This window comes from Serratia sp. BNK-33-b (assembly GCF_048684565.1).
Classification (GTDB): domain Bacteria; phylum Pseudomonadota; class Gammaproteobacteria; order Enterobacterales; family Enterobacteriaceae; genus Serratia; species Serratia marcescens.
Genome location: NZ_JBLQTZ010000001.1, coordinates 2,999,743 through 3,022,958, shown reverse-complemented (window position 1 = coordinate 3,022,958; position 23,216 = coordinate 2,999,743). Strand labels below are relative to the sequence as shown.

25 protein-coding genes are annotated in these 23,216 nt (G+C 59.7%); 10 read left to right on the top strand and 15 right to left on the bottom strand.

Annotated features, from left to right (window positions below):
- Positions 1-74 precede the first annotated feature (74 nt).
- The 7 genes from ACMGGK_RS14600 to ACMGGK_RS14570 all read right to left on the bottom strand — a co-directional run bounded on the left by ACMGGK_RS14600 (position 75) and on the right by ACMGGK_RS14570 (position 7,167).
- A complete protein-coding gene (locus ACMGGK_RS14600) occupies positions 75-635 on the bottom strand; it encodes a hypothetical protein (protein ID WP_049300522.1) in 561 nt (186 codons plus the stop codon).
- Positions 619-1,185, bottom strand: a complete 567-nt coding sequence (locus tag ACMGGK_RS14595) for a GNAT family N-acetyltransferase (protein ID WP_016928260.1) — start codon at positions 1,183-1,185, stop codon at positions 619-621. The genes ACMGGK_RS14600 and ACMGGK_RS14595 overlap by 17 nt, the downstream gene beginning before the upstream one ends.
- A 123-nt stretch (positions 1,186-1,308) precedes the next feature.
- Entirely contained in the window at positions 1,309-2,028 is a 720-nt protein-coding gene (locus ACMGGK_RS14590) for an enoyl-CoA hydratase-related protein (protein ID WP_016928259.1), read from the bottom strand.
- Positions 2,021-3,193 carry an MFS transporter gene (locus ACMGGK_RS14585; RefSeq protein WP_015377389.1) on the bottom strand — a complete coding sequence of 391 codons (1,173 nt, stop codon included), beginning with the start codon at positions 3,191-3,193 and terminating at the stop codon, positions 2,021-2,023. Before ACMGGK_RS14585 ends, ACMGGK_RS14590 begins: the two co-directional genes overlap by 8 nt.
- Positions 3,190-4,401, bottom strand: coding sequence for a 5-aminolevulinate synthase (hemA, locus tag ACMGGK_RS14580; RefSeq protein ID WP_015377390.1), 1,212 nt, complete (start codon positions 4,399-4,401; stop codon positions 3,190-3,192). Before hemA ends, ACMGGK_RS14585 begins: the two co-directional genes overlap by 4 nt.
- 15 nt (positions 4,402-4,416) lie before the next feature.
- Positions 4,417-5,628 (bottom strand): acetyl-CoA C-acyltransferase, encoded by a 1,212-nt coding sequence (locus ACMGGK_RS14575; RefSeq protein ID WP_016928258.1) that lies wholly within the window; start codon positions 5,626-5,628, stop codon positions 4,417-4,419.
- Between the two features lie 9 nt (positions 5,629-5,637).
- Entirely contained in the window at positions 5,638-7,167 is a 1,530-nt protein-coding gene (locus ACMGGK_RS14570; RefSeq protein ID WP_049300487.1) for a 3-hydroxyacyl-CoA dehydrogenase NAD-binding domain-containing protein, read from the bottom strand.
- A gap of 335 nt (positions 7,168-7,502) precedes the next feature.
- On the opposite strand from ACMGGK_RS14570, the gene ACMGGK_RS14565 reads away from it, so the two are divergent.
- The 3 genes from ACMGGK_RS14565 to ACMGGK_RS14555 all read left to right on the top strand — a co-directional run bounded on the left by ACMGGK_RS14565 (position 7,503) and on the right by ACMGGK_RS14555 (position 9,686).
- Positions 7,503-8,219, top strand: a complete 717-nt coding sequence (locus tag ACMGGK_RS14565) for a LuxR family transcriptional regulator (RefSeq protein WP_028128010.1) — start codon at positions 7,503-7,505, stop codon at positions 8,217-8,219.
- Between the two features lie 180 nt (positions 8,220-8,399).
- Positions 8,400-8,828, top strand: coding sequence for a universal stress protein (locus ACMGGK_RS14560; protein ID WP_004927993.1), 429 nt, complete (start codon positions 8,400-8,402; stop codon positions 8,826-8,828).
- Between the two features lie 177 nt (positions 8,829-9,005).
- Entirely contained in the window at positions 9,006-9,686 is a 681-nt protein-coding gene (locus ACMGGK_RS14555) for a hypothetical protein (RefSeq protein WP_028128011.1), read from the top strand.
- 45 nt (positions 9,687-9,731) lie between these two features.
- Here ACMGGK_RS14555 and ACMGGK_RS14550 read toward each other — a convergent pair whose 3' ends face one another.
- The 4 genes from ACMGGK_RS14550 to ACMGGK_RS14535 are packed head-to-tail and all read right to left on the bottom strand — an operon-like array spanning position 9,732 to position 14,966.
- Complete coding sequence (locus ACMGGK_RS14550; RefSeq protein WP_049300486.1) at positions 9,732-10,745, bottom strand: Ldh family oxidoreductase; 1,014 nt, start codon at positions 10,743-10,745, stop codon at positions 9,732-9,734.
- Between the two features lie 19 nt (positions 10,746-10,764).
- Positions 10,765-12,330: an APC family permease gene (locus tag ACMGGK_RS14545; RefSeq protein ID WP_420276989.1), complete on the bottom strand. Its 1,566-nt coding sequence runs from the start codon at positions 12,328-12,330 to the stop codon at positions 10,765-10,767.
- Positions 12,331-12,374: 44 nt separating this feature from the next.
- Entirely contained in the window at positions 12,375-13,991 is a 1,617-nt protein-coding gene (locus ACMGGK_RS14540) for an aldehyde dehydrogenase (NADP(+)) (protein WP_049300484.1), read from the bottom strand.
- Positions 13,992-14,045: 54 nt separating this feature from the next.
- Positions 14,046-14,966 (bottom strand): dihydrodipicolinate synthase family protein, encoded by a 921-nt coding sequence (locus ACMGGK_RS14535; RefSeq protein ID WP_015377396.1) that lies wholly within the window; start codon positions 14,964-14,966, stop codon positions 14,046-14,048.
- Between the two features lie 28 nt (positions 14,967-14,994).
- Here ACMGGK_RS14535 and ACMGGK_RS14530 point away from each other — a divergent pair, with 28 nt between their 5' ends.
- Positions 14,995-15,141, top strand: a complete 147-nt coding sequence (locus ACMGGK_RS14530; RefSeq protein ID WP_153303148.1) for a hypothetical protein — start codon at positions 14,995-14,997, stop codon at positions 15,139-15,141.
- Between the two features lie 31 nt (positions 15,142-15,172).
- Here the strand turns inward: ACMGGK_RS14530 and ACMGGK_RS14525 are convergent, their stop codons facing one another.
- Complete coding sequence (locus ACMGGK_RS14525) at positions 15,173-16,027, bottom strand: AraC family transcriptional regulator (RefSeq protein ID WP_031300114.1); 855 nt, start codon at positions 16,025-16,027, stop codon at positions 15,173-15,175.
- A gap of 389 nt (positions 16,028-16,416) precedes the next feature.
- On the opposite strand from ACMGGK_RS14525, the gene ACMGGK_RS14520 reads away from it, so the two are divergent.
- From ACMGGK_RS14520 to ACMGGK_RS14505, 4 genes are read left to right on the top strand one after another with little or no spacing between them, the layout of a single operon-like run.
- A complete protein-coding gene (locus ACMGGK_RS14520; RefSeq protein WP_097102381.1) occupies positions 16,417-17,364 on the top strand; it encodes a 4-hydroxyproline epimerase in 948 nt (315 codons plus the stop codon).
- Complete coding sequence (locus ACMGGK_RS14515) at positions 17,364-18,488, top strand: NAD(P)/FAD-dependent oxidoreductase (protein WP_420276988.1); 1,125 nt, start codon at positions 17,364-17,366, stop codon at positions 18,486-18,488. The genes ACMGGK_RS14520 and ACMGGK_RS14515 overlap by 1 nt, the downstream gene beginning before the upstream one ends.
- Positions 18,485-18,745: a (2Fe-2S)-binding protein gene (locus ACMGGK_RS14510; RefSeq protein ID WP_071525942.1), complete on the top strand. Its 261-nt coding sequence runs from the start codon at positions 18,485-18,487 to the stop codon at positions 18,743-18,745. Before ACMGGK_RS14515 ends, ACMGGK_RS14510 begins: the two co-directional genes overlap by 4 nt.
- Entirely contained in the window at positions 18,738-20,006 is a 1,269-nt protein-coding gene (locus ACMGGK_RS14505) for an FAD-dependent oxidoreductase (protein WP_016928247.1), read from the top strand. The genes ACMGGK_RS14510 and ACMGGK_RS14505 overlap by 8 nt, the downstream gene beginning before the upstream one ends.
- A gap of 41 nt (positions 20,007-20,047) precedes the next feature.
- On the opposite strand, the gene ACMGGK_RS14500 is transcribed toward ACMGGK_RS14505, so the two are convergent.
- Complete coding sequence (locus tag ACMGGK_RS14500) at positions 20,048-20,407, bottom strand: hypothetical protein (protein WP_004927961.1); 360 nt, start codon at positions 20,405-20,407, stop codon at positions 20,048-20,050.
- 544 nt (positions 20,408-20,951) lie between these two features.
- On the opposite strand from ACMGGK_RS14500, the gene ACMGGK_RS14495 reads away from it, so the two are divergent.
- Entirely contained in the window at positions 20,952-21,266 is a 315-nt protein-coding gene (locus ACMGGK_RS14495) for a hypothetical protein (RefSeq protein ID WP_033633390.1), read from the top strand.
- Positions 21,267-21,437: 171 nt separating this feature from the next.
- Positions 21,438-21,869 (top strand): hypothetical protein, encoded by a 432-nt coding sequence (locus ACMGGK_RS14490; protein ID WP_028128013.1) that lies wholly within the window; start codon positions 21,438-21,440, stop codon positions 21,867-21,869.
- Positions 21,870-21,886: 17 nt separating this feature from the next.
- Here ACMGGK_RS14490 and ACMGGK_RS14485 read toward each other — a convergent pair whose 3' ends face one another.
- Positions 21,887-22,228: a GlpM family protein gene (locus ACMGGK_RS14485; RefSeq protein WP_004927953.1), complete on the bottom strand. Its 342-nt coding sequence runs from the start codon at positions 22,226-22,228 to the stop codon at positions 21,887-21,889.
- 123 nt (positions 22,229-22,351) lie between these two features.
- Entirely contained in the window at positions 22,352-22,576 is a 225-nt protein-coding gene (locus ACMGGK_RS14480; protein WP_004927950.1) for a DUF2594 family protein, read from the bottom strand.
- Positions 22,577-23,216: the final 640 nt, after the last annotated feature.

The window sequence follows — 23,216 nt, the reverse complement described above, 5'->3', positions numbered from 1 at the left end:
ACTATCTTGATCTTGTTGTGATTAAAAAATAGGCTGATAATGATTTTCATTCTCTAAGAATGCTCTTAAATTAATCAATCTGGTGAATGATTCACCGCCTGCTTTTCGCTGGCGGTTTTAATGGCGCGCAACATACGGCGCCGTATCAACCCGCTCACCAGGCGAATAGCATACCAATAGGGGGTAAACCGCCGCCGGCTGGCGTCGTCAGGGCAGAAGATGCGCGTTTCCGTCACCAGACGACAGCGCCCGCCCTCGGGGGAACTCACAACATAACCCAGCGCCAGTTTGGCGACGCCGGGCTGAGCGAAGGCCAGAAAGCCCGCCCCGTCAGCGACCTGCTCCAGACCGTATTCAGCCTGCCAAAAGCGGCCGATCAGGCCATAGACCAACGCGCTGTCATCCTGCTCAAGCAGGCAAAAGTTATGCAGGCCAAACGGCGGCGGGGTGGGCGTTCGGCGCGGCATCAGCCGCGCAGGCAATTCGCGCAGCGCTATCATGCTGCGGAAGAAACGATCGTGCTTGGGATCGTAGGCGGCCACGGCCGTCAGGATCCGCGCCTGCGGCGCGGCGATGGCGATCGCATGCCGTTCCGAGAACTGGTATTGCCCAAGGTATTTATTCAGCAACGTCATGCCTTGCATTCTCCCGCCATTCACTTTGCAGCAGGGCGAAACCGAATTCGTCGCCCCATGCGCCTTTGAAAAACACGTTTTGCCGCCAATAGGCCTCGCGCCGAAAACCCAGTTTGCCGAACAGCGTGGCGGCGGCAAGATTACGCGCGTCCACCACCGCAGTAATACGGTGCTTCGCCAGCGGCCCGAACAGCAGAGCGATGACGGCGTTCAGCGCCTCGCGCGCCAGCCCTTGACGCTGGTGGCTGGGCGCGAAGGTCACGCCCAGTTCAGCCTGGCGCCCCTCATCGAAGAAATGCACCGCGATATCGCCGAGCAACGCGCCGTCCTCGCGGCGTTCGACCGCCAGTTGAAACCAGCTGTCGTCACGGTTGAATTCGAGCCGCCGTTGCTGTGCGAAAAAGGCCTGTGCCTCGGCGACGCTGTAGTCGCTCCAGCTTTGATAGCGCGCCACGTCAGGGTGGCTGCGGTAGGCGGTAAAGTGGGGCAGATCGTCGGCGGTGAACGGGCGCAGGATCAGTCTGGGGGTCAGCAAAGGCAAGTGGCGCATTGTTTTTCCTTATCAGCGCATTAGGGCTACCGGCAGTGTAGCCCAGCGCCGAGAGGCGGGCTGCGTAAAATGAGCGGTGGAGGACAAACGGGAAATGCCGGTTCAGGCGAACCGGCAGGGGCATTATCGGCGGGCGGCGGCCTGACGCAGGCGCTCGACCGGGCCTTGTTGAAAATCGAATGAGGGGGCTTCTTGCCGTGCCAGCCCCTGGCGCACAATGGCCTTAACCGCCTGGCTGGCGGCAAGATCTTTTCCGGCGATCTGTTCGGCGATGCGCAGCGCCTCTTCCCGGGCCGCCCCCTCGCTGATGCGAGAAATGGCGCCGTGTGACAACGCCTCCTGTGCGCCGACGGTTCTGCCTGTCAGCAGCCAGTCGAGCGCGACATAGGGAGAAATACGCGCCGGCAAGCGCGCGCACCCGCCTTGTGCGGCGACTAACCCGAGCCCGGTTTCGGGGAAGCTGAAGCGCGCGTTCTGGCCGGCGACGATCAGATCGCACGCCAGCGCCAGCTCAAATCCGCCCCCGAACGCGATACCGTCAACGGCGGCGATGATCACCTTGGCGATCTGTGCATGGATCAGCCCGCCAAACCCCTCCGGCGTGACGATGGGCAGTTCACCCTGATGAAAGGCGTTGATATCCATGCCGGCGGAAAATACCGCCGGTTGACCAGCCAGGACGATCGCTCGCACCGAGTCATCGTTATCCGCCTGCCGCAGGTAAGTGCGGATCAGCTCGGCCATCTGCAGGTTGATGGCGTTTTTTTTCTCCGGCCGATTGAGGGTGATGACCGCAACCTGCGCGCCATAACGTTCGTAAAGCACCGGCGGTGATTCACTCATCGCTGGCCTCCCCGCGGAAAAAGATCAGCGTCAGCAGCAGGGCGATGGCGCCGAGCGGCAGCGAAAACAGCGGCAGGTAATAGGCCGGCAGCGCGTAGAGCGCCAGGCCGCCCAGCATGCCGCCCGCCGCGATGCCGGCGTACAGTACCGAGCTGTTGAGCGATACGGTCAGCGCGCCAAAGCGTTTCGATAGCGACAACAGGTGATGCTGGATCGGCACCAGATACATCCAGCCGGTGATGCCCCAGACCAGAAAGATGGCCAGCACCCACCAGGGGGAAGTGACATAGAAGGCCAGCAGAAACAGGGACAGCGTCTGGATTGCCACGGAAAACAGCAGCACGAACTTGCTGCCGAGGGCATCGGTTAACGCGCCGGAGGCAAAATTGCCGATCACCGCGCCAATGCCGAACACCAGCAGCGCGAGGGGCAGGATCGCCTGCGGGCCGAACTGGGTGTTTTTCAGCAACACGCTGACGTAGCTATAGACGATGTGTTCCGAGCAAACGGCAAAAAAGGTGATCAGCAGCGTGGTCAGCACCGCCTTTTGTCTCAGCGGGGCGAGCCGCTCTTTCAGCGAATGCTTGCCCGGAGGCGCAATGGCCCGCAGCGCCAGCGACAGGCCCAGCAGCGCAATCGCCCCCAGCAGGGCGATGAACAGGAAGATTTCACGCCAGCCGATCAGTTTGGCGAGAAAGGTGCCGAACGGAATACCGAGCGCAATAGCCAACGTCATGCCCCCATAGACGATGGAAATGGCCAGGCCGCGGCGTTTTTCCGCCACCAGCCCCACCGCGGCGGCGGCGGCCTGTGGCGTGTAACAGGCCGCCCCCAATGCCGCCAGCACTCTGCCGAACGAGATCTGCAGGTAGCTGGTGGCCCAGGCGCAGGCCAGGTTGCCGGCGATGAACAGCACCAGCGCCAACTGCAGGATATGCTTGCGGTTGACGTTGCCCAGCAGCCAGGCGGTGAGGGGGGCGAACAGCATATAAGCCAGCGCGAATACCGATATCAATTGCCCCGCTTGCGCGGGGCTGACGGCAAAGGTATCGGAAATGTCGCTGAGCACGCCGGCGACGATAAAGGCGTCGGTGCCGATGGCGAAGGTACCGGTCGCCATCAGACAGAGCGTGATCAGATGGCCATTATAATCCGCTAACTTCATCCCGCCCTCCGCAGATCGTTCGCCGCCCAGACTCGCCCCAGCGCCGCCAGGAAGGTCTCCACGTCGGCATGGGAGTGCGCCGAGGTCGGCGTCACCCGCAGCCGCTCGCTGCCTGCGGGCACCGTCGGGGCATTGACCGGTTGCACGTAAATATCGTGCTCATCGAGCAGCACTTTACTGATGTGTTTGTTGCGGTGCGGATCGCCGACCAGCAGCGGCAGGATATGGCTGTCTGCCGACACCAGCGGGATGCCGGCGGCGCGCAGGCCGGTTTTCAGGTGATCGACGATCGCCAGCAGGTGTTTGCGTTGGGTGTCATGCTCGAGGTTGTATTTAAAACTGGCCAGCGCGGCGGCCACCACCGGCGCCGGCGACGAGGTGCTGAAGACGAATGCCGGGGCCCAACTGCGCACGGCCTCCACCACCGAACGGGGCGCGGCGATATAGCCGCCCGCCGCACCGTAAGATTTGCCGAACCCGCCCTGAATAATGGTGATTTTATCCAGCAGGCCCAGTTGTTCGGCGTAGCCCAGCCCCCGTTCGCCATAGACGCCGGCGGAGTGGATCTCGTCGAGATAGGTCAGCGCCTGATACTGCTCCGCCAGCGCCACGATCTGCGCCAGAGGGGCGAAGTCACCGTCCATGGAATACAGCGACTCGAAAGCGATCAGCTTTGGCCGCGCCGGATCGGCGGCCTGCAGCAGCTCGGCGAGGTGCGCCACGTCGTTATGGCGGAAGATTTTTTTCTCCGCCTTGCTGTAGCGTATCCCGTAAATCATCGAGGCGTGATTCAGCTCGTCGGAGAACACGATCAGATCGGGAATGGCGTCGCACAGGGTGGACAAGGTGGCGTCGTTGGCGCCGAAACCGGTGGTGAACAGCAGCGCCGACTCTTTGCCGTAGGCGCTGGCCAGCAGCGTTTCCAGCTCGCTGTGGTAGACCGAGGTGCCGGAAATGCTGCGGGCGCCGCAGGTGCCCAGCCCGACCCGGTTAACCGCATCGGTGGTGGCCAGCAGCACTTTGGGGTGGTGGCTCATCGCCAGATAGTCGTTCGAGCACCAGACGTTGAGACGGCGCTCACCGTGATGGCCGTGGCTGGTGGCCCAGGGTTTGTCCTGCACGCCGCGTTCAAGGTTGAGGAACTCGCGAAAACGCCCCTGTTTTTTGGTTTCCGCCAGCTTTTCTTCAAGAATGTTCAGTACGCTCATCGTATGTTCCTTGTGTTAAACGGCTTTAAGGTTTAATGACAGCCCCTGACCGACGCCGACGCACATCGTCACCAATGCGTTGTTCGCCTGTTGGTCGCGTAATTCCAGCGCCGCCGACAGCACCAGGCGCGCGCCGGACATCCCCAGCGGATGACCGAGTGCGATGGCGCCGCCGTTCGGGTTGACGCGCGCGTCGTTGGCGCCGATACGCCAGTGTTTCAGCGCCGCCAGAACCTGTGAGGCGAACGCTTCGTTAATCTCGATGATGTCGAAATCGTTCAAGGTGAAGCCGCCGCGCTGCAGCAAGCGCTCGGTGGAGGCGATCGGCCCCAGCCCCATCAGCGCCGGTTCAACGCCGGCGGCCGCGCTGTCGCCGATCTCCGCCAGCGGTTGCCACCCCTGGCGTTTCACGTAGCGGCCGGAGGCTAATAGCAGCGCGGCGGCGCCGTCGTTGATGCCGGAAGCGTTGCCTGCGGTGACCGAACCGCCGACGGAGAACGCCGGTTTCAGCGCCTGCAGCTGTTGCAGCGTGCTGAGCCGGGGGAATTCGTCCTGCGCGAATGTGCGGGTAGTTTTACGATCCGCCGGCACGTCCACGGGCGTGATTTCCCGCGCCAGCCGGCCGCTGTCGATCGCCCGGCGGGCTTTTTGCTGCGAGCCCAGCGCGAACAGATCCTGTTCCTCGCGCGAGATACCCTGCTGTTGGGCTACGTTTTCCGCCGTGATGCCCAGCGGATCGCTGCCGTAGCGCTGCGCCAGCCGCGGGTTAACAAAGCGCCACCCCAATGTGGTGTCGTACAGCTTTACCCCCTTGTCGAACGGCGTTTCGCCTTTGCTCAGCACATAGGGCGCGCGGCTCATGCTTTCCACACCGCCGGCCAGAATCAGTTCGCTGAGGCCGCTGCGGATTTTCGCCGCGGCGTAGATCACCGCATCCAACCCGGAGGCGCAAAGGCGGTTGAGGGTGATGGCCGGCACCGACGGATCCAACCCGGAAAGCAGCGTCGCCATGCGGGCGACGTTGCGGTTGTCTTCGCCGGACTGGTTGGCACAGCCCAGAACCACTTCGTCCAGATCTGCTTCCGCCGCGGGATGGCGCTGCAGCAGGCCGCGAATGATCGTCGCCGCCATGTCGTCGGGACGGGTATGCGCCAGGCTGCCGCCATAGGCGCCGATCGCCGTGCGCGTGCCGTCGATCAGATAAACGCCGTCATCGTTAATGCTCATCATGGATCCTTAAGGCGTGGTCGTCAGCGCCGGTTGCGCGGCGTGCAGAAGGGTGTAATGCGGCGCATAGCGCGCCGCGTGCAGCAGCTGAGCCAGATTGCTCAGTGTTGTCCTGACGTTTTTCTCCCCCAGTTTGCCGAGCCAGTCGAAAATGCCGCCGGCGTAGTTAACGCCCGCGACGGCGGCGACATCGATGTCTTCCCGGCTGCAGACGCCGCTTTCCACCATGATCACCGACTCATTGATCAGGCTGCTGAGGACGCGGGCGACGATAAGCGCCGGAGAGTCCTTGATAAATTCAACCTGCGGGATTGCCGTGTGCAGCAGGCGTAAAAACAGCGCCTTATTGGCCGCAGAGGCGTGGCGGCTGTGCGCCGCCGCCAGATACGTCGTGTCGGCGTAGTTCAGGGCGACATCGACCACAAAGGCATCTGCTGCCGTCTGCTCGGCCAGTTGGCTCGCCGTGCGGCCATCGGTGATGCTGACGGTGAAAGCGTCATTGATCTGGACGGCCGACCCCAGCCCCGGTAATGCCGGCCGTTGTTCCACGCGCAGCTGTGGCCACTGAAGCGCGGCTCGCTGCTGTAACAGGGTAAAAAAAGGGTGCTCGCCGTAAACGCGCAGCGTCTCGACGTCTGCATTGCTGGCGGCCGTCACCGGCGGGGCGGTTTCTTCGGCGGCAAAATAGGAGCGGCCGTTCTTTTTCCCCAACAGACCGGCATCGACCAGTGAACGCTGCAGATGACCGGGGGTATAGCGCGGGTCGTATTGCATGTCCTGCCAGATTTGCCGACTGACCTGATAGTTGATGTCTTGGCCGATAAAATCGGTCAGCTCGAGCGGCCCCATGCGGAAGCGCCCGCCGGCCTTGAGAGCGCGGTCGATCTGCGCCGCGCGCGCCACGTGTTCTTCCAACAGACGGAACCCTTCCAGGTAGTAGGGGCGGGCCATGCGATTGACGATGAACCCTGGCGTGGCCTGGCAGACGACATCGTGTTTCCCCAACGCCGCCACCAGTTGGCGGCAGCGTTCGGTGGTGGCGTGCGCGGTAAAGTAGGCCGGAATGATTTCAATCAGCTTCATCAGCGGCGCGGGGTTGAAAAAATGCAAACCGATAAAGCGTTCGCTGTGCGTCACCGCAGTAGCCAGCTTGTTAAGCGACAGTGAGGAGGTATTGGTGGCGATCAGCGTGTCGGGCTTGACCACCGCGGCGATGGCCGCCAGCACCTCAAGTTTGGTTTGTTCTTGCTCGGCGATGGTTTCTATCACCAGCTCGCTGTCGGTGATGGCCTCAAACACTGAAGTGAACATCAGATTGGCCAGCACCGCGCCTTTATCCTGCAGCGCGATCTTGCCCTGTTCGACTTTCTTGTTCAGGTCTTGCGCGATATATTCGCGAGCCTGATTGAGGGTATTGCCGTTGCGATTATAAAGCACCGTGCGAATGCCTTTTTGCGCGAAAAGATAAGCGATGCCTCTGCCCATCGTTCCCGCGCCGATAATCGCAGCCGATTGAATTGCCGCATTACTTTCTGCCATAGAAAATCCCCGTCACTGTATGCCATGCGAAATTCGCAAATGCTTATTATCTCTTTGGATTTACGGCGGCACTGGGTGCCTGTCTGGAAAGTAATTGGTGGTGTCCTGGCTGTCTAACGGTAGAAATGACAGGTTTACGTGCCGAGGAGAGTATGCTATTCGCGTAGTTTTCCTGTTCGGCGCAATAAAAAGGCTTATTTTAAGGGGAATAGCTGTTTTCGTTATAGCGTTGGTATTTTTTATTATATGAAACGGCTACTGGCGCCGGGCGGCGATATTCTATAGTGAACCTGACCTATCGATAAATCGACATCGCTATCTGGAGAACCTGCGTTATGGATACCCGCACTCAACGGCTCATGGCGGAGGTAATTGGCAGCCTGGCCGATCGCGAATGCTTTCTGACGCAACTGGGACCCTGCGCCGAGGCGTTGGGGTTTGATTATTTCTCTTACATCGTGTTTTCCTGTTATCCGGCCAGCAGCCCCAAGATGCTGATCGAAGGGAATATTTCAACGAACTATCTCGAAGATTATCGGCGGCAGCGGGTGTATTTGCAGGATCCGGTTATTGAGCGTGCTCACCATTCCACGCTGCAGTTCCAGTGGGACGAAAGCTTTTATCATGAGCGGCCGACGCTTTGGCGGCGTATGGCGCAATTCGGCCTGTGCGCCGGTTGGTCGCAGTCGGTCAAGGATTGCTATGGCAGGTTGGGGATCCTGACGTTTGCCGGTAAAGCGCTACCCGAGCAAACGCCGCAAGTGCGTGCGGCAAATGAAACTTTTTTCCTTTGGCTGGCGCAAACCGCCCATAAAACGCTGCGGGAGGCCTTGATATCGGTGAATGATGACGCGATAAAAGATGTGCTGACGCTGCGCGAAAAAGACATTTTACGCTGGTGCAGCGAAGGAAAAACGGCGGAAGAGATCGCGTTGTTGATGGGGGTGAGCGAGCGCACGGTCAATTTCCACATCGGCAACTCGATTAAAAAACTTTCTGTCGCCAATAAGACCGCCGCTACCGCCAAAGCGGTTTATTTACAGCTGATTTAATCTCGAGTAATAAATAATTAAGCGCCTATCCGTTATCGGTGTAATGTTTATATTTTGTTAAATTAAAAACTATCCTTATCAGTATTTACCCCCCGATCACAAAAGCGTGATAAAGCGATTCACCGCGCCCGTGCGCGGCAGTATTCTGTTGGCACCCGGTTTACATAGAAAGGACGTGATATGTACAAGACTATTTTAGTGCCGATCGATATTGAAGAGGACCTGTTGACCGAGCATGCGCTGAAGCATGTGGAATATTTGGCGAAGATGTCCGGCGCTAAAGTGCATTTCTTCCATGCGCTGCCGGATGCCTCGGCGTTTGTTACTGCCTATTCGTTCGGTCTCAAGGAGTTTGAGAATCAGGCGGAGGTGAAGGCGGTGGATAGACTGAAGAAAATCATGTCGGAAATCGATCTGCCGCTGGATCGCCTCAATTACACCGTTAGCTTCGGTTCTGCACGCGATCAGGTGTTGGAACTGGCGGAAGAGATCGACGCCGATCTGATCATCATCGGTTCGCGTCGCCCGAGCGTGAAAACCTATCTGCTGGGGTCCAACGCCGCCGCTATCGTTCGCCATGCCAATATTTCGGTGATGGTGGTCAGATAATCCATCTTAAACTCACCATTTTCGGGCACGTTCTGCGGTTACCAGCCGGCGGCAGAGCGTGCTTTGCGTTTTATTGCCATCCCAGTCTGAACTGCTACGATTTTAGCTGACGTTTTTATGCCAACCGGGCCACCGGCCTTGCGCATATTTTCCATTTCAGCCAGAAGAGGGGCAGCTATGCCATTAGAAGTCGATGGGATTATCAGAGGCGATCGGGGCAGTGAACCGAGCCGTTGGCAACATGCGTCAACCAAACCGCTTATCACGCTGACCTGGCATCACACCATTCCCTGGAACTGTTTGCGTAATGTCTGGAATGGTCTGGTGGCGGGGCAGCATTGGAACGCGCTGGACGAGTTTATGAACCTGATCGGTGTGCCAAACCGCGCGGCGGTGCTCAAACAGATCCAAAATAAGAATCTGCAGGATCGCGATGGATTACACACTCTGGTGACCTGGCAAGGATGGAATATCGTCGAGGGGCCAGGTAATGAGTATCGCGCGCAGGGGGACGATCCCGGTGAAAACTTCGACGGTTGGTCGGGGAAGGGCATGAGCACTAATCAGCAAGCGACGCTGCAGCAGGTCAACGTGTTGTATCAGGTGATGGCGCCGCTGGGAAGCCGTGCGCTGGACGCCGCCAGACAGGCGCCGCCCATTACTGCGGAAGAAGCAGACGTCTTGCAACGGACGATTAAACAGACCCGCCCAACGTTGCGAGGAAAGGAACCGATCCGGTGGCAAGAAGGCATGTGGCATCAGGTGCAGCCGGGTAAAGAGGCGAAACACTTCGCCCGCTGGGACACCAAACCGGTGTGGCGCAAACGCCTGCACAGCGACCTGGCTCAGGCTGGATAAGCCTCTCCCCGCGCCGGGTTGCCGGCGCGGGGCATTAATCCAGCGTTAATCGCACAGCGCCACTATGTCGTCGTACAACGCCTTGGGGATTTCCACGCCGTATTGCTCGCTCTGGCGCCGTTGCCGATAACGGCGTTCGCCGGGGATGCGGGCGCCTTGTGCCTGCATATCGGCAAACATCGCCTCCGCTCCGGCGAAATATTTCGCCTTATCCGCACCGAGAAAACGCTCGGGATCCAACGCGATGACCAGCTCACCACCGTAAGGCGACGAACCGGTGCCATCGTCATAGGCCAGCGATTCCTTGCTGGTCATATCGCCGATCAGCGGCCCTGCCAGCAATTCAACCATTGCCGCCAGCGCCGAGCCCTTATGCCCGCCGAAGGTCAGCATCGCGCCCTCCAACACGCTGGCGGCATCGGTGGACGGGTTGCCTGCCTTATCAATGCCCCAGCCTTCAGGCAGCGGGGTGCCGGCGCGGCGGTGTAATTCGATTTCGCCGCGCGCTGCCGCGCTGGTGGCCATGTCGAACAAAAACGGCGGCCGATCCGGACGCGGCCAGCCGAAGGCGATGGGGTTGGTGCCGAAGAGCGGTCGCGAACCGCCGGCCGGCGTCACCCAGGCGTGGCTGGGCGTGCAGGCCAAGGCCACCAACCCCTGCTCGGTCAGCGGTTCGATATCGGCCCACAGCGCGGAGAAATGCACGCAGCGGTTGATCGCCAACGCGGCGACACCGTTGGTGCGCACTTTCTCGATAAAGGCCGGCAGAGCGGTGCGGTAGGCCAGCAGGGAAAACGCACCGCCGGCGTCGGCGCGCAAGATGGCCGGCGCCTGGTCGAGCAATCTGGGCATCGCATCGGCAGAAACCTTACCTGCCCGCAGCGATCGCACGCAGCCCAACAGCCGGTACAGCCCGTGAGAAGCGCAGCCGTCGCGTTCGCCCTGGGTGACATTTTGCGCCACCGCCTCGGCATGCGCCTGATTGAAACCGTTGCTGCGCAGCGTACGCAACGCCAGTTGATAAGCCTGTTCCAGCGACAGCACATGCATGGATGTCATTTCGATGTCCTCCCTGGGTTCATTCTTCTTCATCGCCGATAAAATTGGCCTGGGGTAAACAGGTATAGGCGCCCCAGTAGTAAATCGCCAGCGCAATCACCGCCATGGTGAGGGTGTCCCATGGATGAGCAATAGCGCCGATGCCGCCGAAGCTGCTGAGGTAGGAAAGCCCGATCACCAGCGCATAGAAGACGATCAGCCACAGCGAGGACCAAATTTGCTGCCTGAGGCTAACGGCGTGGGTCGGCACCTGATTCTTGAACAGGATGTAGATGAAGAACATCAGGATCTGCAAGCCGAGCAGCCAGGAGACGGTATCCCAGCCGGACCAGAAGACGATCAGCGCCGAAATGATAAACGACAGCGGGCCGAGCACGCAGAAACCGCGGACCCGGAACGGACGCGGCATATCGGGCGCATTGCGCCGCAGCCCGGCGGCGGTCACCGGGGCGATGGCGTAGCTCAGCACCAGTGCGGCGGATACCACGCCGATCAGTTTTTCCCAGGATGGGAACGGCAGCGTCCAGAATACCGAGAGAGCGAAGGTCAGCCACAGCGCCGGGCGGGGAATACCGGGCTCGCCATCCACCCGAGTGAACAGTTTGAAGAAGGTGCCGGCACGCGCCCAGCCGTAGATCACGCGAGGCGTGGCGTTCATATAGATATTGCCGGTGCCGCTCGGCGAAACGATCGCGTCGCTGACCACCAGAAACGCCAGCCACCCCATGCCCAGCGTGATGGCGATGTCGCGGAACGGCAGGGAGAACTGTTGGCTGATGCCGGCCCAGCCGCCGCTCAGCATCTCGCTGGGGATACTGCCGAGAAACGCTATCTGCAGCAGCACATAGATGATGGTGGACAGCACTACTGACAGGATCAGCGCGATGGGAATGGTGCGCTGCGGCCGTTGCACCTCGCTGGCGACCGAAATGATCGGCGTCAGGCCGAGGTAGGCGAAGATGATGCCGCCGGCGGAAATGGCGGCCTCAACGCCGGCGGAACCGAAGGGAGCAAAGCCCTGGCTGTGCAGGTTTTCCGGTTTGAAAAAGCTGAACAACACCACGATCACCAACAGCGGCACCAGAAACTTCAGCACGCTGATCACGTTATTGGATTTGGCGAAGGTTTTGACGCTGTAATAGTTGAGCGCGAAGAAAAAGCACAGCAGCGCCAGCTGCACCAGCCAGCCGATCGCTGTTGGATCACCGGAACCCGGCTGGCTGAGGAACGGGAACCAGGCGGCGGCGTACTGCCGGGCGGCGACGACTTCGATGGCGATCAGGCTGGAGAAGGCGATCAGCGTGATAAACCCCAGCAGATAACCCATCAGTTCGCCGTGCGAGAATACCGGATAGCGAATGATGCCGCCGGCGCGCGGCAGGGCGGCGCCCAGCTCGCAGTAGACGATGCCGAGCAGCAGCACCGCCAGGCCGCCGATCAGCCAGGAATAAATGCCGGCCGGGCCGGCGATGGAGGAGACATGGCTGGCGGCGAACAGCCAACCGGAGCCGAAGATGGCGCCCAGACCGATGAACGTCAGATCGGTGAGCGTAAGCTGCTTCTTGAATTTGCCTTGGGTTGTCATGGTATTACCCTTTTGTTATTGGGTGGCAGGCAGATGCGGCCGGGCTAATGTTGGGCAGGTGAAACCAGGGGATCTCGGGTGTAAACGCCGTTAACCAGTCGCAGCAGGTTGAGCGGATTGGCGTCCTGCAGCGCCGGCGGCAACAGCGCCGCAGGGGTGTTTTGCAAACAGACCGGCCGCAGGAAACGCTCGATGGCCAGCGTGCCTACCGAGGTGCCGCGTGCGTCGCTGGTCGCCGGGTAAGGGCCGCCGTGCACCATGGCGTCGCACACTTCCACCCCGGTCGGATACCCGTTGAACAGCACCCGACCGGCTTTGCGCGCCAACAGTGTCGTCAAACCGGCGGCCACATCGAGATCGTCGTCGTCCGCCAGCAGCGTGGCGGTCAACTGGCCTTGCAATGCCGTTAGCGCCGCATGCAGCTGCGTTTCGTTATCCACCGCCACCAGGATGCTGACCGGGCCGAAGACCTCTTGTTGCAGCAGCGGGTCAGCCTGCAGCAACAGCGCCTCCTCCGCCTGATAAAGCTGCGCCGCCGCTCGAAGAGCGGGCGTTTCGCTTCGGCCTGCCAGCCGCCGCATACCCGGGTGGGCATCAAGGGCCGCCACCCCGTGACGGTAGTGCTCCAGGGTGCCGGCATTCAGCATCGGCTGCGGCTCGGCGGCGTTGACCAGGGCACTCATCGTTTCGGTTAACCGATCCAAGGCGGCGCCGCGCAGCGCGACGATCACGCCGGGCTTGGTGCAGAACTGACCGCAGCCGAGTGTGAAGGAAGAGACCAGCTCCTGCGCAATGTGCTGCCCGCGCCGCGCCAACGCCTTGGGCAGGATCACTACCGGATTGATGCTCGACATTTCTGCAAAGACCGGGATAGGTTGAGGGCGTTGCATCGCCAGATCGAACAGCGCTCGGCCGCCTTGCAGCGAGCCGGTGAATCCCACTGCCTGAATCGCCGGATGTTGTACCAAATCAGCCCCCACGCGGTTGCCGAAGATCATGTTGAAGACGCCGGCGGGCATCCTTGTGCGTTCCCGAGCGCGCTCGATCGCCTGAGCGGTCAGCTCGGCGGTGATCATATGGCCGCTGTGCGCCTTGAACACGACCGGGCAGCCGGCGGCGAGCGCGGCGGCGGTATCACCGCCCGCGGTGGAAAACGCCAGCGGGAAGTTGCTGGCGCCGAATACCGCCACCGGGCCGAGCGCCGTGCGGTATTGACGCAGATCGGGGCGCGGCAGGGGGGAACGCTGCGGCAGCGCGCAGTCGATGCGCACCCCCTCGACGTCGCCGCGCCGCAGCAGCGTGGCGAACAGCCGCATCTGGCCGCTGGTTCTGGCGCGTTCGCCGCTCAACCGCGCAGGCGGCAAAGCCGTTTCCTGCATGGCGAAGGCGAAGAAAACATCATCCAATGCGTCTAACTCTTCGGCGATGGCGTCGAGAAAGTTCGCGCGTTGTTCTGCACTGAGCTGCGAATAGGGCGCAAAGGCCGCGGCGGCGGCTTCTGCGGCGGCGGCGGTTTCTGCCGCCGTGGCCTGGTGGAAGCGGTAGCCGGTTGGCTGACCGTCGTCGGCGCGCAGGCTAAACAGCGACGCTTCCCCTTCGGCGCGGCGCTGGCCGCCGATAAATTGTTGGCCGCTGATGGCGGCGTAGCGATCGTTGGGCATCGTTTCCCCCGGTAGATAAAGCATGACGCCCGGCATGGCCGGGCGATGAAGGCGTCACAGGCCGACGTTCGGCAGCGCAGGGCGGGTGGCCAGCGCTTTATCGATCACGGCGTTGATCTCGGTGAGCGTTTCTCCCTGCAGCGCCAGGCGTGGAGGGCGAGTGACAGCGCTGCCGCGGCCGACCCGCTGTTCGCAGAGTTTGATGCACTGCACCAGATCGGGGCGGGCATCGAGGTGCAGTAGCGGCATAAACCAGCTGTATAGCGCCAACGCTTCCTCATAGCGTTTTTCCTTCGCCAGCCGGAACAGGGTTTCCCCTTCGCGCGGGAAGGCATTGGACATGCCGGAGATCCAGCCTTGCGCGCCGACGGCGATGCTTTCCAGCACCACATCGTCCAACCCGGCGAACAGCACGAAGCGATCGCCGACTTCATTGCGCAGGTCGATAAAGCGGCGGGTATCGCCCGACGAGTCTTTGAAGCACACGATGTTCTCGCAGTCGACCAGCGAGGTCAGAATGTCGGGCGTGACGTCATTTTTGTAAATGGGAGGGTTGTTGTAGACCATTATCGGCAGATCGGTCGCGCCAGCGACGCTGCGGAAGTGCGCGGCGGTTTCGTGCGGTTTGGCGGAGTAGACCAGCGCCGGCATCACCATAATCCCGTCGACGCCAGCCTTTTGCGCTTCACGCGCCATGTTCTGCGCGAAGGCGGTGGTGAACTCGGCGATGCCGGCGATCACCGGCACTTTACCGTCGGCGGCGTCTTTCGCCACTTCGATCACCGCCAGTTTTTCCTGCACCGTCATCGAAGTATTTTCACCGACGGTGCCGCACACCACCAGGCCGGAGACGCCGTCGCGCACCAGGTTTTTGATCACCGTATGGGTGGCGTCGAGATCCAGAGAGAAATCGTTGCGAAATTGGGTCGTCACCGCCGGGAATACGCCGCTCCAGCTTAGGGTTTTATGGCTCATCGTGTTGTCCTGTCGTCCGAAAGTGTTAATGAAAAGTGAATCTTTGGTAAGGCTCACCGACAGATTGACCGGTATTGCGCAGGGAGGCTTGACGCTTTTCGCCGATTGCCGCGACGAAATTGGCACAATAGCGGCGGAAAACGGGCGTGAAAAATCGGGCGTCGGTACGCCGTGAGAAGAGAAGGTTAACGGGGTAAATCAGCGCGTTAAGCGGAAAGCGTCAGGCGAAAATCGCGCGGCGTGGAGCCGGTCATCGCTTTGAACTGACGGCTGAAGGCGCTGTGATCGGTATAGCCGCACTGCAGCGCGATGTCCGTGATCGGCAGATCGCCGGCCAGGAGTTCCGTGGCCTTTTCCAGCCGCACTTTGTGGATCATCTGGCGCGGGGTGAGGTGGAAGATACGTTTGCAGTAGCGTTCGATCTGCGCCACCGATAACCCGGTCAGCGCCGTCAGCTCTTCAAGCGCGATCGGTCTGGCGTAGTGGCGGCGGATATGCACGTCGATCGCCGCCAGCCGCTGGTAGGCCGGATGATTGGCTCTGGCCTCCTGCAGATCGTGAGAAATACCCGCCATACCGATGATTTTTCCCTGCGCGTCATACAGCGCCAGCTTTTGCGTCAGACACCAGCCGGTTTCTCGGCCGTTGTACAGGTGCATTTCCAGCTGATCCTGGATCAGCACGCCGTGGCGCAATACCCGCAGATCCTGCTCGGTATAGCCGGATCCGAGCTGAGCGGGAAAAACGTCGGCGGAGGTTTTACCCAGCAGCGGCGTGACGGTTTTGAAACCGCAGCGCCTGGCCAGCGTCAGGTTGGCCAGCAGGTAGCGAGCCTGGGCGTCTTTGATAAAGAACACGACGTTGGGAATCGCGTTCAGCAACGGCGCGATCAGCGCCAGCGTATTCAGCAGATCGCGCAGATTGTTCGGGCGCTGCTGCGCCAGTCCGTCGCACAGGCGCGACAGATGTTCGACGGCAAAAACGTCCTCCTGCTCCGGCAGCCCCACAAGCGAAGGCGGCGAGAGAGAAACCGGAGGCGGGTAGTCTGAAGTGGATCGCATAGCAGTCCCTTTTCGGTCGTTAGCCGGAAAAACAGGCGGGCCAGGTTGGCGCTTTCGCATCAATATTAACTTTTTTGTAACGAAGCAAGCGCTATTTCCGGCGGGCTGCCAAATATGCGGATTGCCGCATACTTTTGCCGGACGGTGTTTGGCGGTTGCTTGAAAACTGCGGCGTTTCTCGCTAGGCAAGGGTTTAGCATGGAAATAACAATATGATAAATAAGTTATTATTATGACAATCGTTAAGTTCATACCCGCGGCGCGTCAGTCCCGACTTTTGTCACTGTGCTGATTTCTTCATTCGCTGCGCCGAAACGCATCAAGCCGTCATGCTCACATTCGTTTAGGCTAATGCTATTGGTAACATCTCATTAACCCAGGAGACGCCGATGGCACTTTCTGCGCATATCACCGCTTTGCGGGCGATCGATTCTCATACCGGCGGAGAGCCGACCCGCCTGATCGTGGAAGGTTTTCCCGATCTTGGCGAGGGTAGCATGGCGGAACGGCGGGCGCGTTTCGCACAACATTATGACGATTGGCGCTGCGCGGTGATGCTCGAACCGCGTGGCAATGACGTGCTGGTGGGGGCGTTGCTGTGCCGCCCCTGCTCGCCACAGGCCACCGCCGGGGTGATCTTCTTTAACAACAGCGGCTATCTGGGCATGTGCGGGCACGGCACCATCGGGCTGGTCGCTTCGCTGGCTCATCTGGGGCGCATCCACGCCGGGCGCCATCTGATCGAGACCCCGGTCGGCCCGGTAAGCGCCACGCTGCATGATGACGGCAGCGTCACGGTGGAGAATGTGGCGGCTTATCGTTACCGCCGCCAGGTACGGATTGAGGTTGCCGGTCACGGGCCGGTGACGGGCGACATCGCCTGGGGGGGCAACTGGTTCTTCCTGATCGGCGAGTCACCGTTGCTCATTGATAAACACAATCTGGAGGCGTTGACCGCGTTCACCTGGGCGGTGCGGCAGACGTTGGAACAGGCGGGCATCCGCGGTGAAGACGGCGGCGCTATAGACCATATCGAACTGTTCGGTGACGATCCGCAGGCCGACAGCCGCAGCTTCGTGCTGTGTCCCGGCAAAGCCTATGACCGTTCCCCGTGCGGTACCGGCACCAGCGCCAAACTGGCGTGTCTGGCGGCGGACGGCAAACTGCCGCCGGACACGCAGTGGCGGCAGGCCAGCGTGATCGGCAGCGAATTCCAGGCCTATTATCGTTGGAACGGCGATCGCATTGCCCCCTTTATTCGCGGGCAGGCCTATGTGTGCGCCGATAGCCAACTGTTGCTCGACGAACGCGATCCCTTCGTCTGGGGAATACGCTGATGGGCGCCGAGCGGGGAGCCGATGTCATCGTGGTCGGCGCCGGTATCATCGGCGCCGCTTGCGCCTGGCGGCTGGCGCGGGAAGGGTATCGTGTCTCGGTGGTGGACGACCGCCGCGCCGGCGCCACCGCAGCCGGTATGGGGCACCTGGTTTGCATGGACGATAATCCTGCCGAGCTGGCGTTAAGCGCTTATTCGCTGCGGTTGTGGCGCGAAGTGACGGGGCGCATGCCGGAAGCCTGCGCCTGGCGCGGTTGCGGTACGCTGTGGTTGGCGGATCAAGCGGATGAAATGGCCATCGCCGAGCAAAAGCGGGCGCGGCTGGCGGAGCAGGGCGTAGCCGCGGAACTGCTGGCGGCGGAGCAGATCGCCGTCATGGAGCCGATGCTGCGGCATGGCCTGGCCGGCGGACTGCGGGTGCCGGGCGACGGCATTGTGTATGCGCCGCTCGCGGCTCGCTGGCTGTTGGCCGACGGTGGTGCGGCAATTGACGTGGTGCATGGTGAAGCGACAGCGTTGGAGGAGGAAGCCGTGCGGCTGACGGACGGCAGACGTCTGGTCGCGCCGGTGGTGGTCCTGGCCTGCGGCCTTAGGGCCAATAACCTATTGCCACAGACTTTGCTTCACGCCAAGAAGGGCCAACTGGCGATCACCGATCGCTACCCGCCGCGGGTGCGGCATCAACTGGTGGAGCTGAGGTATGGCGCCAGCGCGCATGCCAGCAACGGCACGTCGGTGGCTTTCAATGTGCAGGCGCGGCCCACCGGACAATGGCTGATCGGCTCTTCCCGCCAGTTCGACGCCGTCGATTCGGCGTTGGACATGCCGCTGTTGGCGGCAATGCTTACGCGTGCGCAGCATTTCTTGCCCGCACTGGCGCAGATGAACATCATTCGCTGCTGGACAGGGTTGCGCGCCGCCTCTGCCGACGGGCTGCCGCTGTTGGGCGTGCATCCGCGGCATTCCTGGCTGTGGCTGGCTCTGGGGCATGAGGGATTGGGCGTCACGACTGCACTCGGCAGCGCTGCGCTGATTACTGCGCAGATTGGCCGGCAAACGCCGGAGATTGATGATTTCCCGTATTTGGCTGCGCGGGCGTTTGCCGCCGAGGAGTTGCCTGTATGAATGAAAGACAAAATACGATCGCGTTGAGCATCGATGGAGAACACCGACAGGTGCCGGTTGGTCTCAGCGTTGCTGCGGCGCTCAGCCTGTGCGGCGACGATCGTTGTCGGTTATCTGTTTCACACCAACCGCGTGCTCCCTTTTGCGGCATGGGCGTTTGTCAGGAGTGCCGGGTGACCATTAACGGTCTGCGTCGCCTGGCGTGCCAAACGCTGTGCCAAGCCGGCATGCGCATAGAGAGGAGCGATGATGAGTAACTTCGACTGTGAGGTGCTGATCGTCGGCGCTGGGCCGGCCGGCATGGCGGCGGCGCTGGCCGCTGCGGAAAGTGGTGGCCAGGTGCGAATGATTGATGATAATCCGCATCCCGGCGGGCAAATCTGGCGCGATGGACCGCAGGCGGCGTTGCCTGAAACGGCGAACCGCTATCGGCAGGCGGTGGCGGCGCGGGAAAATATTGCACGGCAGTCCGGCTGCAAGCTGGTGGCGCAGTGTGGCGCTAACCGATTGGCATATGAAGACGCTGAAGGCTGTGGCGTGATTCGCTATCAAAAGCTGATTTTATGCAATGGCGCGCGTGAACTGTTGTTGCCGTTTCCCGGCTGGACGCTGCCGGGGGTGACCGGTGCCGGTGGGCTACAGGCGCAAATCAAGCAGGGATTGGCGATCCGCGGCGAGCGAGTGGTGATAGCCGGCAGTGGTCCGCTGCTGTTGGCGGTGGCCGACAGCGTGAAACAGGCCGGCGGAGAGGTGGTCATGTTGGCGGAGCAGGCGCCGCTTTGGCGGTTGGCGGCGTTTGCCGGCGGCTTGTGGCGCTGGCCGGCCAAACTGCGTCAGGCGTTTTCTTTGATGCCGCATCGTTATCGTGCCGGCAGCCGGGTGCTGGCGGCGTTGGGGCAAGACCGTTTAACCTCGGTGCGTGTCAATAACGGCGGGCGGGAAAGAACGATCGCCTGCGACAGGTTGGCCTGCGGTTTTGGTCTGGTGGCGAACATTGAGTTGGCGATGCTGCTGGGGTGTCGGATAGAACATGACGCCGTGGCGGTGAATCATTGGCAGCAAACCTGCCAAGCGCAAATTTATGCCGCCGGGGAGTGTACCGGCGTCGGCGGCAGTGAATTGGCGCTCACCGAAGGCGCCATTGCCGGTTATGCCGCTACCGGGCAGCGGGAAAAGGCAGAGCGCCTGGCGGCACAGCGGCGGCGGTGGCGGCGTTTCGCCACGGCGACAGCGGCCGCTTTTGCGCTCGATGAGCGCTTGAATTCGCTGGCCAATCCGCAAACGTTACTGTGCCGCTGCGAAGACGTTACGTTGGAACAGGTACGCCATCAGCCGGATTGGAACACGGCGAAGATGAGCAGCCGCTGTGGCATGGGGGCATGCCAGGGTAAAGTCTGCGCAACGGCGGCGAGGCAGCTTTTGAGCTGGCCTTTACCGTCGCCGCGTGTGCCTTTAACGCCGGTCAGGACGGAAACGCTGGTTGCGCTGGGGCTGAGCCGATGTGATGACGACGGTTGAATGGGTTTGCGGGCATTTCGCCTCAGGCAAACGCCGCCACATCACCATTGCGGCCAATAGTAGGTTTTCTCCCGCCAGCCTTTGCCGTACATACAGGCTTCGATGGTGGCGTCTCGGGCGGACTGATTGCGATCGGTCTGCACTGTTTTAATCGACGGTTCCTTGTCGTAGCGGTATCCCGATGGACAGTCTTTCTTATTCTTCTCGCAAGGAATGTATTTGTTTTCGTAGCTGAACTCCACGTCCCGCACCACGTCCGGGGGGAAGCGATCGTATCCGCGGCTGCGGCATTCGGCATATTCGGCGTTCCGGGTACTCTCAACCGCGCCAGGCCTCTCCCATTGGGTGCAGGCGGTCAACATCAATAACGGCAAAACAATCAAACAACGGCAATTCTTCATGGTGTCCCTAACTCTTTCTCTATCCTGAGGCTCGCAGCCTAGGAATGTTCCTAACTGACGAGGTAGGAAAGTGTAATAAACTGGCGGAACAATTGGAAATGATAATGGTTATTGTTTAGGTGTGATTGAGGAAGTGCCGCGTTGAGAGAGGATGTGGCGCATTGAGGGCAGTCTGTAAGGATCCGCGACCTCACGGCGAGGGCTGGACGATGTGGCATTGATTTTATTCATTCTCTTTATGCCGCAATGATCCGACCGCAATTGCATCGTTTTAATGAGGGAAATAATATGCAAGCTAAGCATTTTCTTATGCTGGTATGACTATTATTTTTATTTAGGATATTTACCCATGCCAAGGATTTAATGCTCAGTATTAATACCTTATTTTTTATTTCTGTTTTTTTTATTGGGGTTTTATTTTCAGGTTTTTTCTGGGGAAGACTTTTTAGTTACAGGGAATTCATTTGCATTTTAAATTTGGATTTTTTAAATTCATTTAAGAGGAAGGATAACCGTACGCGACAGAGTCAAAAAGGAGTTTATTTTGTCTGGGATAAAGAAAACGCCTGAAAGTCATGACGGTTTACCTTCACCATCAGAGGATTATGATACTTTTAAGCACCTCTCCGATGTTGGCGCAGTGTTGGGATATGGGCGAACCCGCTTTTATCAGTGGTGCCGTGGGCGCGGATTTCTAACCCCGATGAACGTTCCGTCCCATGAAATGATCAGCCTGGGATATATGGTGGCGGTGTTATCAGAGACCGGTCATACCCGGGTTTATGTCACGCAGGATGGTTTCAGTTACGTCAGTGGTGCTTTTGCTGCAGATATCCAACGTGGCATGATCAAGTTTTAAATCTGCAAGAATCGCCTTTATTTCAATGGCTTTAATGCAGAATCTTCTTATCCCTGCAGGTTCGTGAGAGGAGTGGGAAGTTATCCGATTTTTTCGTCTCTGCGGTATGAAGGCTACTGGAGACAGCTATTCTCTTGCTACGATAAGCATTATTTTCTTCAGGAGCCAAGGATGAAGCATTACGCCGCGTTGTTATTTGCCTCTGCACTGCTGACGGGGTGTGCGACTCAAGCCGTACCGCCGCAACAGGCTGAGTTGCCCCCCCCAAGCCGTCTGATGCTCTATCAGAATATCCCGGATACGCCTTACGCTACGGTGGTCGTGGTGCGCGACAGCGGAATGCTGGCGGGCAGCTGCCGTACCGGCGTCTATGTGAATGGGGAGTTTGCCGCTTCACTCGAGGCAAAAGAAAAAGCAGAGTTTCGCGTGCCGCCAGGCAATATTTCGGTCAGTATCGGGCAAGATATGATCGAGAACTCTCTATGTATTTGGCGTGAAACCAGCGGCAGCGTGCCGATGACGCTGCGCGCCGGTGAAAGCCGCTATCTGCGCATCGCCGGCGATCGGCAGCGAGGCTTCGTGTTGCAGGCAGGGCGGCCGTAACAGCCCAGGCAAGGGCGTTAACGCCCTTGCCACCATCCCCACAGCGTAATTAATAGCCACGCCGCCGCAATCCAGCACAGTACCGCCGCACCCAGCGCTAACGACAGCCGCAGGCTGTTAATCAGGAAATACAGCGAAATCAAATATACCAGGTAGGGCAATACCGCCCACATGCCGAAAATCAGCGTCGTTTTCAGTGCCGCAATTGAACGTTCGCTGCCGACAATGTAATGCGCAATCAGGGCGAAAGTGGGAAAGAGCGGGACTAAACCGGCGATATAATAGTTGCGCGTTTTGGCCAACAGGCCGATTAGAACCACGACCAGCGCGCCGATCAGCGCTTTGACAAGGATGCCCATAACGGTCTCGGGTGTGGGGGAGAAAGTCAACACACTGCCCGAAAGCACGTGCAAGATCAATGGGGTGTGGCGTAGCGTGGTGAAAAGCAGACCCACAAGAAGTGCGGGTCTGGGGCGCAACGCTTACTGACGGTAAGCGTGCTTGATTTGCTGAATGCTGTTCTTGAAGATTTCTGCCTGAGTCGGATCTTCAATCTGCGCGATGAAACGTTCCATGTTGATGATGACTTTCCCGGCGTCGGCCTGGCCGATCGATTTCAAGATCAGCGTCAGCGTAGCTTTGAGGCAGGCAACCTCGGTCGCCAAGATTTCCGGGTTTGCAGACGTAGTGAAATCAACGTTGCTCATTTTTTCTCCTGATTTTTTGAGGCCGTAGCCTGATACAAGCTGCTTTGGCGCACCGCGCGCGGGCTAAAAAGTAGCCCCGGGCGCGGCGGCGAATTTAACTGGGCGCGGAGTATAGCATAGCATGAGTCTGTCATCTGCACCGGGCTTGCTCAGGTCTCGCGGGTGGGCAACGTTCGCTCATTGCCTGTCTGAATCATCTACTCTCGGCAAGTTATTTCGAGGTGGTTAACAAGTATTTTTCCGGTACGTTATTGTTGAACAATCGGGGTTATTATAATTATTGGGGGCGGAGGCGCCGATTTTACCGGCGTTTGCCGGGAATAATAGTTTCGACCGAGGGTTGCCGGACCCACGTTGGCCGCAGATTTTGTTACGCCTTTAAATATCAAATGATTACAAACAGCCAACGGCCGTGTTAATATTATTCATGTCGTGATTGCTTACACAGATTTCTCCCTCGCGGCATGATTGTCGCGCTATCCTGTGTCAGACGCAGCGCGACGAAATTATTTTCGTCGCCCGATCTTTTCCGACGTGACGATTTATCGGCGGCATAGACGGCTAAAATTGAAAAATCAGCTCTGCTCCGCAAAGTTATTCGGAAGTATGTATTAATCTGTGTTCATTCTTGTCTGAAAAA

Bases quoted from the DNA above. Each gene is read 5' to 3' on its own strand.
- ACMGGK_RS14525 (WP_031300114.1), bottom strand. From the start codon at position 16,027: ATGCGATCCACTTCAGACTACCCGCCTCCGGTTTCTCTCTCGCCGCCT.
- ACMGGK_RS14585 (WP_015377389.1), bottom strand. From the start codon at position 3,193: ATGAAGTTAGCGGATTATAATGGCCATCTGATCACGCTCTGTCTGATG.
- ACMGGK_RS14485 (WP_004927953.1), bottom strand. From the start codon at position 22,228: ATGGGCATCCTTGTCAAAGCGCTGATCGGCGCGCTGGTCGTGGTTCTA.
- ACMGGK_RS14595 (WP_016928260.1), bottom strand. From the start codon at position 1,185: ATGCGCCACTTGCCTTTGCTGACCCCCAGACTGATCCTGCGCCCGTTC.
- ACMGGK_RS14545 (WP_420276989.1), bottom strand. From the start codon at position 12,330: ATGACAACCCAAGGCAAATTCAAGAAGCAGCTTACGCTCACCGATCTG.
- ACMGGK_RS14570 (WP_049300487.1), bottom strand. From the start codon at position 7,167: ATGGCAGAAAGTAATGCGGCAATTCAATCGGCTGCGATTATCGGCGCG.
- ACMGGK_RS14535 (WP_015377396.1), bottom strand. From the start codon at position 14,966: ATGAGCCATAAAACCCTAAGCTGGAGCGGCGTATTCCCGGCGGTGACG.
- ACMGGK_RS14520 (WP_097102381.1), top strand. From the start codon at position 16,417: ATGGCACTTTCTGCGCATATCACCGCTTTGCGGGCGATCGATTCTCAT.
- ACMGGK_RS14555 (WP_028128011.1), top strand. From the start codon at position 9,006: ATGCCATTAGAAGTCGATGGGATTATCAGAGGCGATCGGGGCAGTGAA.
- ACMGGK_RS14590 (WP_016928259.1), bottom strand. From the start codon at position 2,028: ATGAGTGAATCACCGCCGGTGCTTTACGAACGTTATGGCGCGCAGGTT.
- ACMGGK_RS14500 (WP_004927961.1), bottom strand. From the start codon at position 20,407: ATGAAGAATTGCCGTTGTTTGATTGTTTTGCCGTTATTGATGTTGACC.
- ACMGGK_RS14480 (WP_004927950.1), bottom strand. From the start codon at position 22,576: ATGAGCAACGTTGATTTCACTACGTCTGCAAACCCGGAAATCTTGGCG.
- hemA (WP_015377390.1), bottom strand. From the start codon at position 4,401: ATGAGCGTACTGAACATTCTTGAAGAAAAGCTGGCGGAAACCAAAAAA.
- ACMGGK_RS14490 (WP_028128013.1), top strand. From the start codon at position 21,438: ATGAAGCATTACGCCGCGTTGTTATTTGCCTCTGCACTGCTGACGGGG.
- ACMGGK_RS14575 (WP_016928258.1), bottom strand. From the start codon at position 5,628: ATGAGCATTAACGATGACGGCGTTTATCTGATCGACGGCACGCGCACG.
- ACMGGK_RS14560 (WP_004927993.1), top strand. From the start codon at position 8,400: ATGTACAAGACTATTTTAGTGCCGATCGATATTGAAGAGGACCTGTTG.
- ACMGGK_RS14530 (WP_153303148.1), top strand. From the start codon at position 14,995: ATGAAAAGTGAATCTTTGGTAAGGCTCACCGACAGATTGACCGGTATT.
- ACMGGK_RS14565 (WP_028128010.1), top strand. From the start codon at position 7,503: ATGGATACCCGCACTCAACGGCTCATGGCGGAGGTAATTGGCAGCCTG.
- ACMGGK_RS14550 (WP_049300486.1), bottom strand. From the start codon at position 10,745: ATGACATCCATGCATGTGCTGTCGCTGGAACAGGCTTATCAACTGGCG.
- ACMGGK_RS14510 (WP_071525942.1), top strand. From the start codon at position 18,485: ATGAATGAAAGACAAAATACGATCGCGTTGAGCATCGATGGAGAACAC.
- ACMGGK_RS14505 (WP_016928247.1), top strand. From the start codon at position 18,738: ATGAGTAACTTCGACTGTGAGGTGCTGATCGTCGGCGCTGGGCCGGCC.
- ACMGGK_RS14540 (WP_049300484.1), bottom strand. From the start codon at position 13,991: ATGCCCAACGATCGCTACGCCGCCATCAGCGGCCAACAATTTATCGGC.
- ACMGGK_RS14515 (WP_420276988.1), top strand. From the start codon at position 17,364: ATGGGCGCCGAGCGGGGAGCCGATGTCATCGTGGTCGGCGCCGGTATC.
- ACMGGK_RS14600 (WP_049300522.1), bottom strand. From the start codon at position 635: ATGACGTTGCTGAATAAATACCTTGGGCAATACCAGTTCTCGGAACGG.